Annotated in this window: 13 protein-coding genes; 6 read left to right on the top strand and 7 right to left on the bottom strand. The window is 66.9% G+C overall.

The window, feature by feature from the left end:
- Positions 1 to 90: 90 nt before the first annotated feature.
- Both AC5P68_RS07940 and dbpA read left to right on the top strand, forming a co-directional pair.
- Positions 91 to 1,170 carry a YeiH family protein gene (locus AC5P68_RS07940; protein ID WP_033834911.1) on the top strand — a complete coding sequence of 360 codons (1,080 nt, stop codon included), beginning with the start codon at positions 91 to 93 and terminating at the stop codon, positions 1,168 to 1,170.
- A 137-nt stretch (positions 1,171 to 1,307) separates the two neighbouring features.
- Positions 1,308 to 2,684 carry an ATP-dependent RNA helicase DbpA gene (gene dbpA, locus AC5P68_RS07935; protein WP_049403944.1) on the top strand — a complete coding sequence of 459 codons (1,377 nt, stop codon included), beginning with the start codon at positions 1,308 to 1,310 and terminating at the stop codon, positions 2,682 to 2,684.
- 174 nt (positions 2,685 to 2,858) lie between these two features.
- Here the strand turns inward: dbpA and AC5P68_RS07930 are convergent, their stop codons facing one another.
- The 4 genes from AC5P68_RS07930 to AC5P68_RS07915 form a co-directional block, all read right to left on the bottom strand.
- Positions 2,859 to 3,395, bottom strand: a complete 537-nt coding sequence (locus AC5P68_RS07930) for an adenine phosphoribosyltransferase (protein WP_005413028.1) — start codon at positions 3,393 to 3,395, stop codon at positions 2,859 to 2,861.
- A 629-nt stretch (positions 3,396 to 4,024) separates the two neighbouring features.
- A complete protein-coding gene (locus tag AC5P68_RS07925) occupies positions 4,025 to 5,590 on the bottom strand; it encodes a protein adenylyltransferase SelO (protein ID WP_495216646.1) in 1,566 nt (521 codons plus the stop codon).
- Between the two features lie 32 nt (positions 5,591 to 5,622).
- Complete coding sequence (locus AC5P68_RS07920; RefSeq protein ID WP_033834915.1) at positions 5,623 to 6,312, bottom strand: glutathione S-transferase family protein; 690 nt, start codon at positions 6,310 to 6,312, stop codon at positions 5,623 to 5,625.
- A 183-nt stretch (positions 6,313 to 6,495) separates the two neighbouring features.
- Positions 6,496 to 6,705: a cold-shock protein gene (locus tag AC5P68_RS07915; protein ID WP_004153307.1), complete on the bottom strand. Its 210-nt coding sequence runs from the start codon at positions 6,703 to 6,705 to the stop codon at positions 6,496 to 6,498.
- 301 nt (positions 6,706 to 7,006) lie between these two features.
- Here AC5P68_RS07915 and AC5P68_RS07910 point away from each other — a divergent pair, with 301 nt between their 5' ends.
- The gene (locus AC5P68_RS07910) at positions 7,007 to 7,495 is read left to right on the top strand and encodes a YaiI/YqxD family protein (RefSeq protein ID WP_495216645.1); all 489 of its coding nucleotides are present in this window, start codon (positions 7,007 to 7,009) and stop codon (positions 7,493 to 7,495) included.
- Between the two features lie 6 nt (positions 7,496 to 7,501).
- Here the strand turns inward: AC5P68_RS07910 and AC5P68_RS07905 are convergent, their stop codons facing one another.
- Positions 7,502 to 8,380 carry a pseudouridine synthase gene (locus AC5P68_RS07905; protein ID WP_495216644.1) on the bottom strand — a complete coding sequence of 293 codons (879 nt, stop codon included), beginning with the start codon at positions 8,378 to 8,380 and terminating at the stop codon, positions 7,502 to 7,504.
- Positions 8,381 to 8,505: 125 nt separating this feature from the next.
- On the opposite strand from AC5P68_RS07905, the gene AC5P68_RS07900 reads away from it, so the two are divergent.
- The 3 genes from AC5P68_RS07900 (at position 8,506) to AC5P68_RS07890 (ending at position 12,396) form a co-directional block, all read left to right on the top strand.
- Positions 8,506 to 9,054 (top strand): YaeQ family protein, encoded by a 549-nt coding sequence (locus tag AC5P68_RS07900; RefSeq protein ID WP_005409263.1) that lies wholly within the window; start codon positions 8,506 to 8,508, stop codon positions 9,052 to 9,054.
- A complete protein-coding gene (locus AC5P68_RS07895) occupies positions 9,051 to 10,235 on the top strand; it encodes a BaiN/RdsA family NAD(P)/FAD-dependent oxidoreductase (RefSeq protein ID WP_495216642.1) in 1,185 nt (394 codons plus the stop codon). Before AC5P68_RS07900 ends, AC5P68_RS07895 begins: the two co-directional genes overlap by 4 nt.
- A gap of 91 nt (positions 10,236 to 10,326) precedes the next feature.
- Entirely contained in the window at positions 10,327 to 12,396 is a 2,070-nt protein-coding gene (locus tag AC5P68_RS07890) for an EAL domain-containing response regulator (protein WP_005413024.1), read from the top strand.
- 54 nt (positions 12,397 to 12,450) lie between these two features.
- On the opposite strand, the gene fabV is transcribed toward AC5P68_RS07890, so the two are convergent.
- Positions 12,451 to 13,710 carry an enoyl-ACP reductase FabV gene (gene fabV, locus AC5P68_RS07885; protein ID WP_049402540.1) on the bottom strand — a complete coding sequence of 420 codons (1,260 nt, stop codon included), beginning with the start codon at positions 13,708 to 13,710 and terminating at the stop codon, positions 12,451 to 12,453.
- Positions 13,711 to 14,482: 772 nt separating this feature from the next.
- Complete coding sequence (secF, locus tag AC5P68_RS07880; protein ID WP_005409259.1) at positions 14,483 to 15,463, bottom strand: protein translocase subunit SecF; 981 nt, start codon at positions 15,461 to 15,463, stop codon at positions 14,483 to 14,485.
- Positions 15,464 to 15,469 lie beyond the last annotated feature (6 nt).

Here is a 15,469-nt window from a genome sequence, read left to right as displayed (position 1 = left end):
CTTGATAGGTAGGTTTCACCCATATTATTCGTTTTACAGGTCAACGGTGCGGGCGCACGCTTGCACCGTCACTTCAACCCTGCCTTCGCCATGAACGCCCCTGCCCTGTCACCCTGGTCCCTGCCCGCCCTGCGCCAACGCTGGCAGCCGCGCCTGCCCGGCCTGCTGCTGGTCGGCCTGGTGGCGGCGGCGTCGCTGTACCTGGCCGAGCTGCCCTGGCTGCAGGCCCACGGCCTGAGCGCGCTGACCGTGGCCATCGTGGCCGGCATCGTGGTTGGCAACACCGTCTACCCGCGGTTGGCGCCAAGCAGTGCGGCCGGCGTCGGGTTCTCCAAGCATTGGCTGCTGCGCGCCGGCATCGTGCTGTACGGCCTGCGCCTGACCTTCCAGGACATCGGCCATGTCGGCGTGGCCGGTGTGCTGATGGACGTGCTGGTGGTCGCCAGCACCTTCGGCCTGGCCTGCTGGCTGGGCGTACGCGTGTTCCGGATGGAACGCGAGGCCGCGATGCTGATCGGTGCCGGCAGCGCGATCTGCGGCGCGGCGGCGGTGATGGCCGCTGAACCAGTGGTGCGCGGCCGCGCGGCACAGGTCACGGTGGCCGTGTCGACGGTGGTGGTGTTCGGCACGCTGGCGATGTTCCTGTACCCGGCGCTGTATGCGCTGGTGCAATCGCACGGCTGGCTGGCGATGGACGCACGGCAGTACGGCCTGTTCACCGGTGCGACGGTGCATGAAGTGGCGCAGGTGGTGGCGGCCGGCCGTGCGGTCAACGAAGCGGCGGCTGATACCGCAGTGATCACCAAGATGGTGCGGGTGATGCTGCTGGCACCGTTCCTGGTCGCGCTGTCGCTGTGGCTGGCGCGGGGCGGCAAGCCCAGCGCCGACGGCGGCAAGGCACGCATCGTGGTGCCGTGGTTCGCGTTCGGTTTCGTGGCGGTGGCCGGCTTCAACTCGCTGCATCTGCTGCCGGCTGGCCTGCAGGCCCGGCTGGTGCAGCTGGACACGGTGCTGCTGGCGATGGCGATGGCCGCGCTGGGCCTGACCACCCACGTCTCGGCGCTGCGCCAGGCCGGCCTGAAGCCGCTGCTGCTGGCGTCGATCCTGTTTGCCTGGCTGTTGTTCGGTGGCCTGGCGATTCATCAGGGCGTGCTGGCGGTGCTGGGCTGAGGGCAGTGCCGACCAACGGTCGGCACCCACCAGTGGATGGCGGCTCCATTTGGGGGTCAGAGCCCTTTCCTGCGGAAAGGGATCCGACACCCCGCCCCATTAGACGGGACCTGCCGCGCGGACGGGTACAATGCGCCATGACTGACTTCTCGACCCTGCCGCTGAGCCCGGCCCTGCAGCCCGGCCTGGATGCCCTCGGCTATACCACCCTCACCCCCGTGCAGGCGCAGAGCCTGCCGGCCATCCTGGATGGCCGCGATGTAATCGCACAGGCACCCACCGGCAGCGGCAAGACCGCCGCCTTCGGCCTGGGCCTGCTGCAGTCCATCGACCCCAGCCTGATCCGCGTGCAGGCGCTGGTGCTGTGCCCGACCCGCGAACTGGCCGACCAGGTCGGCAAGCAGATCCGCAAGCTGGCCACCGGCATCCCCAACCTGAAGCTGTTGCTGCTGGTCGGCGGCGTGCCGCTGGGCCCGCAGCTGGCCTCGCTGGAAGGCCATGACCCGCACGTGGTGGTCGGCACGCCCGGCCGCGTGCAGGAGCTGGCACGCAAGCGCGCGCTGAATCTTGGCGCGGTGCGCACGCTGGTGCTGGACGAGGCCGACCGCATGCTCGACATGGGCTTCGAGGAGCCGATCCGCGAGATCGCCGGCCGCACCCACAAGGACCGCCAGAGCCTGCTGTTCTCGGCCACCTTCCCCGACAGCATCCGCGCCATGGCGCGTGACCTGCTGCGCGATGCGGTGGAAGTGACCGTGGAAGGCGCCGACCAGGCACCGGCCATCCGCCACCTGTTCTGCGAAGTGGAACCGGCACACCGGCAGAAGGCGCTGGCCGGCCTGCTGCTGAAGTACACGCCGGAATCGGCGGTGGTGTTCTGCAACACCCGCAAGGACGTGGACGAAGTGGCCAACTCGCTACAGCAGTTCGGCTTCTCGGCACTGGCCTTGCACGGCGACATGGAACAGCGCGACCGCGAGGAAGTGCTGTTGCGGCTGGCCAACCGCAGCTGCAACGTACTGGTGGCCAGCGACGTGGCCGCACGTGGCCTGGACGTGGAAGAGCTGGCGGCAGTGATCAACTACGAGCTGCCGACCGACGTGGAAAGCTACCAGCACCGCGTGGGCCGTACCGGCCGTGCCGGTGCCAGTGGCCTGGCGATCAGCCTGGTGGCCGGCCGCGAGAAGACCCGCGCCGAAGCCATCGAAGCGCAGATGGGGCAGCCGCTGGACTGGCAGAAGACGCCGCTGGCAACCTCGCGCCCGGCCGAACTGCCGCAGGCCGCGATGCGCACGCTGCGGATCGACGGTGGCAAGACCGACAAGCTGCGCCCGGGCGACATCCTCGGTGCGCTGACCGGTGATGCCGGCCTGTCGAGCAAGTTCATCGGCAAGATCGCGATCTTCCCGACCCGCTCCTACGTGGCGATCGCCCGTGAGCAGGCCAACAAGGCCGTGGCCAAGCTGGAAGCCGGCAAGATCAAGGGCCGTCGTTTCCGCGTGCGGATGATGTGATTGAAGCAGCGTTGCCAACCACGGTTGGCAATGATCTGACCTGGTAGTGGCCAACCTTGGTTGGCCCATCCGTGGCGTCAATCGCGAAAAGCGCTGCCAACCAAGGTTGGCAACTACCGGTTCCCGGCCATTCGCTCTGGTAGATGCCAACCTTGGTTGGCACCTGCCCTTCGATCAGAACACCAGTTCGGTGTGCAGCGGCAGATCCGATTCCCAGCGGGCGCGACCACCCAGGCCGTCCAGTTCGACCAGTACGCCGGCACCGACCACGTCAACGCCCAGGCGGCGCACCAGCGACAGCGCAGCGACCAGCGTGCCGCCAGTGGCCAGCACGTCGTCGATGATCGCCACGCGGGCCCCGGCCGGCAGCGCGTCGGCGTGCACTTCGATGCAGTCACTGCGGTATTCCAGCGTGTATTCCTCGCGCAGCACCTGGCCCGGCAGCTTGCCCGGCTTGCGCACCGGCACGAAGCCCACGCCCAGCTCCAGCGCCATCGCGGCACCGAGGATGAAGCCACGCGATTCGATACCGATCACCGCGTCCAGCTTCTGGTCGCGCCAACGGTCGGCCATCGCGGTGATGGCACCGCGGAAGTCCTCGCCATGGGCGAGCAGCGGCATGATGTCCTTGAAGAGGATGCCGGGCTTGGGGAAGTCGGCGATGTCGCGCAGGCGGGAGGCCCACTGCGGAGCGACGAGGGCGTCGGTCATGTCACATTGGCTATCTGATGGCGGCATAGGGTACCTGTTCCGGGCGCCCCCTGCCTGTTGAGGGTGTTCGGCCGGGCTGCGCCCGGCACCTGCAGAGGCTTCAGGCCAAAACAACGGCAACGGCAACAGCAACGGCAACAGCAAGCGCAACAGCGGGTTTGCTGTGGGATGACGGGGTGAGTCCGGTTGCGGGAGACGCCGTAAACCCGTCCGTGGGGGCTTGGCCGCGGCATCCATGCCGCGGACACTCCCGCAACCGGACCCACCCCGCCTTCGACAGTTTCCTGCGATCTGTCGTAGATCCACGCCATGCGTGGATGAATCTCTATCGAAATCGAACATTTCGAGAATTGAACGAAGAGCATCCACGCATGGCGTGGATCTACCGTGTCGACCAAGGTCGACACCTACCCACAGCAGCGGGAATCTGCCGGAGGTGGGGCGGTGTGGGGCTGCAGGACCGTTGGCGCCATGGATGGCGCCATCGAGCCCCCATGGACGGGTTTACGGCGTGTCCTGCAGCCCCACACCGCCCCGCCAGACCATCAGCAATCCAGAGCCGCTTTGGCTTTGGCCGTTGCTTGCGCGGTGGCCTCTGCAGGTGCAGGGCGCAGCCCTGCCGCCCACCCTCAGGAACTGCAGGACAGCATCGAGCAGCCGGCGCGGTTGTCGGCCCACGCCGGCCGCTTGCCGGCATAGTGCTCCAGGCCGGCGCGCTCGGTATACGGATCGCGCAGCACATCCTGTAGCGCATGAACACCGCCGAGGTCGCCCTGTTCGGCGCGATCGATGGCCTCCTGCGCCAGCCAGTTGCGCAGCACGTACAGCGGATTGGCCGCGACCATCTTCGCCGCGCGCTCACTGGCCGAAAGTGGATCGGCCTGCAACCGCGCCGCGTAGTCCTGCAGCCACTGCTGCAACGGCGCCTGCACCGCCTGCTGGCGCGACTCGTCGTAGTACACCGCATCCAGCACGCCCACGTCTGGCGCCGCTGGATCAACCCGCATCAGTGCACGCCAGGCCAGGGTCATATCCATGCCGCCGTCCTGCATCAGCTGCTGCCAGCGCTGGTAGAGCCCCAGGTCGTCATCGTCGGCGGCGGCCAGGCCCAGCTTGGCTGCTGCATCGCGTCGGGTGCAGGCCACGAAGGTGGACTGGTAAGCCGCCAGACCGGCCTGCAGCGGCGCCACATCGGCAAACAACGGCGACAGCGCTTGCGCCAACCGGCTCAGGTTCCAGTACGCCACCTGCGGCTGGGTACCGAAACGATAACGGCGGCCCTGCGCGTCGGTGGTGTTCGGCGTCCAGTCCGGGTCGAAGTCCTCGACCCAGCCGTAAGGACCGTAATCGAGCGTGAGGCCGAGCACGGACAGGTTGTCGGTGTTCATCACGCCATGCACGAAACCGACGCGCATCCAGTGCGCGATCATCTCGGCAGTGCGCACCGCGATCTGCGCGAACCAGTCGCCGTACAGCGCCTCACCCTGCCCTTCAAGCTCCGGAAAGTCGCGGGCGATGCACGCGTCGACCAGCTGCCGCAACAAGGCAGTTTCGCCGCGTGACGCTGGCAGTTCGAATGAACCAAAGCGCAGGAACGAGGGCGATACCCGGCACACGATGGCGCCGGGCTCGGCACGCGGGTGGCCGTCGTAGAACATGTCGCGTACCACGTCTTCGCCGGTGCCGACCAGCGACAGCGCGCGCGTGGTCGGTACGCCCAGGTGATGCATCGCTTCGCTGCACAGGAATTCACGGATGGATGAGCGCAGCACTGCGCGGCCATCAGCACCCCGCGAATACGGCGTGGGACCGGCACCCTTCAGCTGCAGTTCCCAATGACGGCCATCCGGTGCGACCAGTTCGCCCAGCGAGATCGCGCGGCCGTCGCCGAGCTGGCCCGCCCAGTGGCCGAACTGATGGCCACCGTAATTGGCCGCCCACGGCTGCATGCCGGCGTACAGCGCATTGCCGCCGAACACCTGCGCGAAGCCTTCGCTTTCGACTTCAGCGGTATCGAAGCCAAGCATCGCGGCGACGTCCGGCGCCCAGGCCAGCAGCGTGGGCGCCGCCACTGGAGTCGGCATCACCGGCGACCAGGCCGCGCCCAGCACTTCGCGGCGGCGCGGGCCGGATTCGGGGTCGCCCGGCAGGGCATGCAGCAGTCGGTTGTCGAAACGGGGGCTGTCGGTATCCATGGGATTGGAGATGGGGGCGACCGCCGCCCGCCTCAATTGCCGCTGAGCGCCTGCAGATGCCCGCCGTGGGCTTCGGCGCGCTGATAGGCCGGCCGCTCGCTGATGCGCTTGAGAAAGCCACGCAGCGCCGGCTTGTCGTCGAGGCCACCACCCCGTGCGGCCGCAGCCTGGATCGGGAAGCTCATCTGGATGTCGGCCGCACTGAAGCGTTCGCCGGCGAACCATGGGCTTTCAGACAGGCGGCGCTCCATCCAGTCCAGGTGCAGTCGTCGCTGCGGGCCGATGAAGCCACGCTCGGCCTTGTCGGCGATGCTGCGCGCGATCGGGCGGGCGAAGAACGGCATCGGCGCGTTGCGGATGCGGCCCATCACCAGGGTCAGCAGCAGCGGCGGCATCGCCGAGCCTTCGGCGTAGTGCAGCCAGTAGCGGTAGGCGATGCGCTCGGCGCCATCGGCCGGCATCGGTGACGGCGACAGCTGGCGTTGGGTGTCGTAGCGGTCTGCGAGGTAGTCGAGGATCGCGCCGGACTCGGCCAGTACCAGCTCGCCATCCTGCAGCACCGGCGACTTGCCCAGCGGATGCACGTTGCGCAGTTCGGGCGGTGCCAGCAGCGTCTTCGGATCGCGGGGATAACGGCGCAGTTCGTAGTCCAGCCCCAGCTCCTCCAGCATCCACAGCACACGCAGGGAACGGGAGTTTTCCAGGTGGTGGACGATGCGCATGGGGATGATCCTTGGGGAGGCCTGCATCGTATCGCGCCAGCTGCATGCCCCTTGTAGAGTCGAGCGTGCTCGACTGCTTTCCAGAGACAGTCGAGCACGCTCGACTCTACAAAGCAGCAGGCAATAAAAAACGCCGGAAGCTTTCGCTTCCGGCGTTCTGGCTACCAAACGGTAGCAGACGGATTAGACCGCCTGCACCTGGTCAGCCTGCATACCCTTCTGGCCCTGGACGGCGATGAAGGTAACCTTCTGGCCTTCCTGCAGGGTCTTGAAGCCGGTGCCCTGGATGGCACGGAAGTGCACAAACAGGTCCGGGCCGCTTTCCGGGGTAATGAAGCCGAAGCCCTTGGCGTCGTTGAACCACTTGACGGTGCCGGTCTGACGATCAGACATTTGACTAACTCCTGAAACACATGTTGAAAAAATCGCAGCCACCGGGTATCGGGGCCGAGACTGAGTTGCAGGCGTTGGTAAAGCGGATCGATGAGCGGATCGTGAGATCAACTGCACCAGGCCACGATTCACGGTGACCCTAGCAAACACAGTGGGACGAACGATACGCGTGTTTTCTGCAAAAAGCGATAGCCCGGACGTTCATCGGCTGGCCCCGCCCGCTAGACGTGACAAGGGCTCGCAGCCGATCGAGGCTAACCCCGAGTCCCCATTCAGGATTTTCCTACCCTACACTGGGTAAATGACTGAAGCTGAAACCCAAGCTGAACCCGCCCTCCCCCGCATCTGGGTGGACGCGGACGCCTGCCCCACTGTCATCCGCGACATCCTGTTCCGGGCCGCTGAACGCATTGGCATCGAGCTGACCCTGGTCGCCAACCAGTGGATCCGGACCCCGCCGTCGCGTTGGCTGCGTTCGATCCAGGTGCCCCAGGGCCTGGACGTGGCCGACAGCGCCATCGTCGAACGGGTCGCTGCCGGAGACCTGGTCGTCACCCAGGACATCCCGCTGGCCGCGCTGGTGCTGGAGAAGAAGGCCGTGGCGCTGAATCCGCGCGGCCAGCTGTACACGCCGAACAACATCGCCGAGCGGCTGTCGATGCGCAATTTCATGGAAGAACTGCGCGGCGCCGGGGTCCAGACCGGCGGCCCGCCGCCGCTGGGCCAGCGCGACCGGCAGCTGTTCGCCGCCGAGCTGGACCGCTGGCTGGCCCGACGCCCGGTTCGCTGAACGGCCCTACCCGCTCTGGCCGGGCAGGCACAGGCGGCGCTGGCTGCTGAACCGCCGTGGCTCCCCGCTCAATGGGTCATCGAAGGCCAGCCCCTGCGCCAGCAGCTGCAGGGGCGACTCGAACGTGTCACCCCGGCGCGGCCCCAGCTGCGGATACAGGTCATCGCCCTCGATGGGTGCGCCCAACATCGCCATGTGCACGCGCAGCTGGTGCTTGCGACCGGTTTCCGGCTTCAGCCGGTAGCGCCAGATCGGCCCCTCGGCCTCGATCGGCTCGATCAGGCTGCGCGCATTGGGCTCGCCCGGCACTTCGGCCATGCGGAAGAACGGCTCCCCCGGCACCAGACGGCTGTCCCGCTGCAACGGAAACGCCAGCCCGGGCAGCGCCGGTGCCAGCGCCTCATAGGTCTTCTCGATGCGCCGCTCGCGGAACAGCCGCTGATAGGCATCACGCGTGGCTGCCTGGGTCGAGAACAGCACCAGGCCGGCGGTCAGCCGGTCCAGGCGGTGCAACGGCGCCAGTTCGGTGTTGCCGGTGCGTGCGACCAGGCGCGACAGCAGGGTTTCGCGCACATACCCACCGGCCGGCGTTACCGGCAGGAAGTGCGGCTTGTCGGCCACCAGCAGGTGCGCATCCAGATGCAGGATGGTCTCGGCGAAGGGAATCACCGGCTCGTCGGCAACCTCGCGGAAGTACTGGATCTCAAGCCCCACCTGCCACGGCATGTCCGGCGCCAGTGCCCTGCCCTGCGCATCCTGCACACGGCCTCGGGCGAAGCGGTCCTGCCATTGCGCGCGACCGATGCGCGGGAAACGCGCGCACAGGCCATCGAGCAGGCTGGGCCAGTGGCCGGGTGGCAGCTGCAGGTGGCTGGGCACGGTCATGGCGTCCATTCCGGCCACGGGAAAGAGCGCCAAGAGTGCCACCGTTGACGCTGCGCAGACAGCCCGGCAACGGACACCCTTGCAGCAAACCTCTATCATTGACGTCTTTAGTCCACGGATCCCCCATGGCTCTTACCGCCACCATCCGCAAGGCCGAACTGCAGATCAGCGACATGGATCGCGGCTACTACGCGACCCACAACCTGACCCTGGCCCAGCACCCGTCCGAGACCGACGAACGATTGATGGTGCGCCTGCTCGCCTTCGCGCTGAACGCCGGCGACCGCCTGGAATTCGGCCGCGGCCTGAGTACCGACGATGAGCCGGACCTGTGGGAACACGACTACACCGGCGACATCCTGCAATGGATCGACCTGGGCCATCCCGACGAATCCCGCATCCGCAAGGCCAGCAACCGCAGCCGGCAGGTGCAGGTGGTCAATTACGGCGGCAACGCCTCGGAGATCTGGTGGGGCAAGCAGGGCAAGGGCCTGGCGCGCTTCGACAACCTGTCGGTGGTTGATCTCGATGGTGCCTTCGTCGAACTGTGGGGCCAGCAGATCCAGCGCGCGATGCGCTGGAGCGTGCTGATCCAGGACGGTGAAGTGCAGCTGCTCAACGATCAGATGCAACTCGACGTGGTCCCGAACTGGCGCAAGCGCGCCAAGGCATGAGCACGATCCGTTGCGACGTGGTGGTCATCGGCGCTGGCGCGGCCGGGCTGATGACCGCGATCACGGCTGGCCAGCGCGGCCGCCAGGTGCAGGTGATCGACCATGCCAACAAGGTCGGCAAGAAGATCCTGATGTCCGGCGGTGGCCGCTGCAACTTCACCAACACCGGCACCACCCCGGCCAACTTCCTGTCGGCCAACCCGCACTTCTGCAAATCGGCGCTGGCGCGCTACACGCCCTGGCACTTCATCGAGCTGGTCAGCAAGCACGGCATCGCCTATCACGAAAAGGAGCTGGGCCAGCTGTTCTGCGACATCTCGTCCAAGCAGATCGTGAAGATGCTGGTGGACGAATGCCAGGCGGCCGGTGCCCAGATCCGCACCGAATGCAGCGTGCAGCGCATCGAGCACGGCAGCGACGGGTTCCGCGTGCACACCACGCAGGGCCTGTTCCACTGCGCCTCGCTGGTGGTTGCCACCGGCGGCCTGTCGATTCCGAGCATGGGCGCCACCGGCTTTGGCTACGAGATTGCCCGCCAGTTCGGCCATCAGGTGCTGCCGACCCGCGCCGGGCTGGTGCCGCTGACACTCAGCGGCAAGCACCAGGAACGGCTGGCTGATCTGAGTGGTGTCGCCCTGCCGATCGAGGCGCGCTGCAACGGCAAGAGCTTCCAGAACTTCATGCTGCTGACCCATCGCGGCGTGAGCGGCCCGGCGATCCTGCAGATCTCCTCGTTCTGGCAACCCGGCGATGCGCTGGAGCTGGACCTGCTGCCCGCCCAGGATGCCGGCGAGTGGCTGCGCCAGATGAAGCGCGAGCGCCCGGCCGCCGAGCTGCGCACGGTGCTGGCCGAGGTACTGCCGAAGCGGCTGGCGCAGCGCCTGTGCGAGCACTGGCTGCCTGACCGGCCCGTGCGCCAGCTGGACGAGCCGGTGCTGCGCCAGGCCGCGCAGCTGCTGGGCGCGTTCCCGCTGGTGGCCAGCGGCACCGAGGGCTATCGCACCGCCGAAGTCACCCTGGGCGGCGTGGATACCGCCGACGTGTCGTCCTCGACAATGGAATCCAAGCGCGTGCCCGGCCTGCATTTCGTCGGCGAGGTGCTGGATGTGACCGGCTGGCTGGGCGGCTACAACTTCCAGTGGGCCTGGGCCAGCGGCCACGCGGCCGGTGGCGTGGTGTGAACCAGATCGCCGTTCGATGCGTGCAGGGGGCGCGCGCATGGACGGTTCGGCGCGCATCGTGTATCTAGATTCGCAGATTGGGGAGCAGTGCATGCAGAACGCGAACGACATCACCATCCGCCTGCTGATCGTCGATGACAGCGGCGAGAATGCCGAAGCCATCGTCAGTACGCTGCGCAACAGCGGCATCGCGGTGCGCCCTTGGCGTCCGCAGGATGCGGCCGAGCTGTCCCAGGTGCTGTCCAGCCAGGCCATCGACCTGGTGCTGGCGTCCCCCTCGCAGGGCATCCCGCTGCCGCTGGTGGCCCAGCACATCGCCGCCAGCGGCAAGGACATTCCGCTGGTGCTGCTGGCCGATCGCATCGACGAGGACGAGCTGGTGCAGGCCAGCAGCCACGGCATCCGTGCCCTCGCCCTGCGCCAGCGCTCCGAGCATCTGTTGGCCGTGGTCCGCGACCAGTGGGTGGACCTGCAGGCCCGTCGCGGCCTGCGCCGCATCGAAGCGCAGATGCGCGAGACCGAGCGCCGCTGCGATGCGCTGATCGCCTCTTCGCGCGATCCCATCGCCTACGTGCACGAAGGCATGCACATCCGCGCCAACGATGCCTACCTGGAAATGTTCGGCTACGAGCAGTTCGACGACATCGAAGGCATCTCGCTGCTGGACATGGTCGCCGCGCAGCATGTGGAAGGCTTCAAGCAGCTGCTGAAGGGCCTGAGCCGTGGCGAGGCGCCGCCGCCGCAGTACCAGCTCGATGCCCGCCACGAGGATGGCAGTACGTTCGCGGCAACCATGGAATTCACCGCCGCCACCTACGAAGGCGAATCCTGCCTGCAGGTGGTGCTTCGCCGCCGCATGGAGTTCGATCCGGAGCTGGCCCGCGAGGTCGAGGACCTGCGCCAGCGCGATCAGGTCACGGGCCTGCTCAACCGCCCGACCTTCATGCTGCAGCTGGAAAGCGCGGTGGCACAGGCCGGCCGCAGCGAAGGCCAGTTCGGCCTGCTGCTGATCGAGCCGGACCACTACGCGCGCCTGCTGCCGGACATCGGCCTGGCCTCGGCCGACGCGCTGATCGGCGCCCTTGCCGGCCTGCTGGCCGAGGTCGTTGGCGAGGACGCGCAGCTGGCCCGCTTCGGCGAACACAATTTCGCAGTGCTGCAGGCCGGGCCCTACGCGCAGACCGTGGCACTGGCCGAGCGCATCCGCGAAGCGTATGCAGCGCATGTGTTCAGCATCGGCGCGCGCTCGGCCACGGTGACGGTCAGCATCGGTGGCGTACAGGTGGGCGAGAAGATCGCCAGCATCGGCCAGGTGCTCGCACGCGCCAGCGAGTGCACGCATGCCGCCGCCGAACTGGGCAATACCTGCCGCATCTTCGACCCGGCTGCGGCCGACCGCGTCGAGGAAGAACGCGTGCTGCGCTGGGTCACCCGTATCCGTGAAGCACTGGCCGGCGACGGCTTCCAGCTGCACTACCAACCGGTGCTGAACCTGCAGGGCGAGCCGCTGGAGCTGTACGAGGCCTACCTGCGCCTGGAGCACAACGGCGAACTGCTGAGCCCGACCGCCTTCCTGGGCATCGCCGAGGAGTACGGCCTGCTGGCGGAGATCAACCGCTGGGTGGTTTCGCAGGCCATCGCCGTACTGGGTCAGCGCGCACGCCAGGGCCACGCCACCCAGGTACTGGTGAAGGTGACGCCGGAATCGTTCGACGACCCCGAGATGATCGCCACCCTGCGGCGCGAGCTGCAGGCGCAGGGCGTGCCCGGCGAACGGCTGTGGCTGCATGCGCCGGAAGCGAAGGTGTTCACCCACCTGCGCAGTGCGCAACAGTTCCTTGCCGAAGTGGCGCCACTGGGCTGCCGCATCGGCCTGGAGCAGTTCGGTTCGGGATTGGACTCGTTCCAGCTGCTCGCCCACTTCCAGCCGCAGTTCCTCAAGCTGGACCGCGGTTTCACCAGCGATCTGGCGGCCACCCGCGAGAACATCGACCGCATCAGCCAGATCACCGCACGCGCGCAGGAGGCCGGCATCCGCACCATCGCCGAGTTCGTCAGCGACGCCAATTCGATGACCCTGCTGTTCAGTGCCGGCGTGGACTACGTGCAGGGCGACTTCGTCGGCCCGGCGCTGCCGGAGATGGGGTTCGAGTTCGGGTGACCGCGGCCGGCCCCACCAAAAGAGAAGGCCGGCTTTCGCCGGCCTTTTCATTGATCAGGTCATGTCGACCAGATTATCGATCTTCACGTCCGGATTGACGTCGGCCTCGTAGTCGACACCCTCCACGCCAAAACCGAACAGGCGCAGGAAGTCGGCCTTGTAGCCGGCCAGGTCGCTGATCTCGTACAGGTTCTCATTGGTGACCTGCGGCCACAGCGCGACCACCTTGCCCTGCACGTCTGCCGCCATTTCCTTGTAGTCGGCACGCAGGCGGCCTTCCTCGTCGACCAGCGCGACGGTATGGCCATCGCCATCGACCAGATCGTGGCGCAGGCGATCGATCGCCACGCCGTCGGCCTTGCCGCCGTAGAGGATGTCGTACAGCACGTCCAGCTGCTCGATGCAGCCTTCGTGGGTGCCCTTTTCCTTCATCACCTTGAACAGGAGCGACAGGTAGAGCGGCATGGTCGGAATGGCCGAGCTGGCCTGGGTGACCACGGCCTTCAGCACCGACACGCGCGCGTCGCCGCCGATTTTCGCCAGCTTCTCACGCAGGCCCAGCACCTTGGTGTCCAGGTCCTTCTTGGCGGCGCCGATCGAGCCGTTCCAGTAAATCGCCTGGGTGATCTCTTCGCCCACGTAGGTGAAGGCCGTGGTGGTGCAGCCGTTGGCCAGCACGCCGGCGTCGGCCAGCGCGTCGATCCACATCTGCCAGTCTTCGCCACCCATCACCGCGACGGTGCCAGCGATCTCTTCCGGGGTAGCCGGCTGCAGGGTGGTTTCCGTGATTACTTCCTTGTCGGTATCCAGGCCGCGCAGGGTGATCGGCTCGCCGATCGGCTTCAGCGTGGAGCTGATGACTTCACCGGTCTTGGGGTGCTTGCGACGCGGCGCCGCCAGGCTGTAGACGACCTGGTCGACCTGGCCGAGATCGGCCTTGATCATTTCGATGGTCTTCGCCTTCACTTCATCGGAGAAGGCATCGCCGTTGATGCTCTTGGCGTACAGGCCGGCTTCGTCGGCGTACTTGTGGAACGCGGCCGAGTTGTACCAGCCCGCGGTGCCCGGCTTGGATTCGGTACCCGGGCGCTCGAAGAAGATGCCCAGGGTCGCGGCGCCGCTGCCGAAGGCAGCGGTGATGCGCGCAGCCAGGCCGTAGCCGGTGGAGGCGCCGATCACCAGCACGCGCTTGGGGCCGTTCTGGATCGGCGGACGCGCGCGGATGTAGTCGATCTGCTGCCTGACCGCGGCCTCGCAGCCGGTCGGGTGGGTGGTGACGCAGATGAAGCCGCGGACGCGCGGTTTGATGACCATGGATACCTCGGGTTGGCAGATGCGGCGCACGGGGCGCTCAGCAGGAATACGGGTGCGCGCCTGCGCGCGCGAACCGCAGGATCGTAGTGCGCGGGGGCCGAATGCACAACCGACGCTGGCGTAGGGTGGTGTTTGTTTTGCAGGGTTGCACCCTGCACCCGCAGAGGCAACGTCAACGGCAGAAGCTGGGTTCCTGTGGGTTGGCGGGGTGGGCCCGGTTGCGGGGGACGCCGTTAACCCATCCTTGGGGGCTTGGCCGCGGCATCCATGCCGCGGACACCCCCGCAACCGGCCCCACCCCGCCTTCGACAGATTTCCGCGATCTGTCGGAACGGTGTCCACCTCTGGTAGGTGTCGACCTTGGTCGACACGGATGAATTCATTCGATATCTGACAGATGTGTCGACCAAGGTCGACACCTACCAACAGCCGCCGGAATCTGTCAGAGGTGGGGCGGTGTCGGAGTGCGGGGTGTCAGCCGCATGGGCTCGAGGCATGCCTCGGGCGGGTTGGGCAGGACGCCCAACCCCGGTCTCGCCGTGTGCGCAGGAAAGCGCACACGAGCAAGCGGCTGCCAAGCCTACACGGACGTACTTGCGGCGTCCCCGCACTCCGACACCGCCCCACCCACGGAATGCACGCTGTTGCTGTTGCTGTTGCTGTTGCTGTTGCCGGCCAGCGGCCGGCACTACCGCGGGTGCAGGGCTGCAAGCCCTGCACACAAAAAACCCCGCTTGCGCGGGGTTCTCTGTGTGCTGCGGGCAGCAGGCAATTACGGGCGACGGGCCAGGGCTTCGACGTCCTTCGCCTTCGGCAGCAGGTCCTGCTTGCTGACACGCAGGAAACCGATCGTCAGCATCGGCACCGCCACCAGGATCGAGGACAGCACCACGATCACCGCACCGATCATGTGCGTCTCGGCCAGGCCTTCCATCGAGCTGCCGCCGTACATGTACAGGGCCAGCGCCGACAGGAAGAACATGACCGCGGTGATCACCGTACGCGACAGCGTCTGGTTGATCGAACGGTTCAGCACTTCCATCGAATCCACGCGCAGGCTGCGGAAGTTCTCGCGGACGCGGTCGAAGACCACGATGATGTCGTTGATCGCAAAGCCCATCACCGACAGCAGGCCGGCCAGCACGGTCAGGTCGAACTCACGACCCAGCAGGGACACGTAAGCGACCGTCACGATCAGGTCGAACATCGCCACGATGCTGGCGGTGACCGCGAACTTCCACTCGAAGCGCACCGCGATGTAGATCAGGAAGCCGGCCAGCATGAAGATGGTCGCGTACAGGCCATTCATCGCCAGGTCCTTGCCGATCTGCGGGCCGACGAACTCGTTGCGCAGCACGGTGGCCTGGTTGTCGGCAGAAGACAGCGCCTTCACCACGGCGGCAGCGGTGGCCTTGTCCTCGGCGGCGGCGTCACCGGTACCCGGCGCATGCTCACCGTGCGGGGCCAGGCGGATCAGCAGGTCGGTGTTGCCACCGACGCTCTGGACCTGGGCGCCTTCGAAGCCACTCTGCTCGAGCTTGTTGCGGACCTGCTCGACGTCCACCGGCTTGTCGAAGCGGGCTTCGATCAGGGTGCCGCCGGTGAAGTCCAGCGCGTAGTTGAAGCCCTTGATGCCGATGATGGCGACCGAGGCCAGGAACACCACGATGGTGACTGCCATGGCGACATGGCGCCAGCGCATGAAGTCGATCTTGGTGTCGTTCGGGAGGATGTGCAGCGGAAACAGTTTCATTGTGCG

The sequence above is a fragment of the Stenotrophomonas sp. YJH_SMC_58 genome, assembly GCF_059369635.1.
The sequence above is the reverse complement of the archived record's forward strand: the minus strand, read 5'-3'. Positions and strand labels throughout refer to the sequence as shown.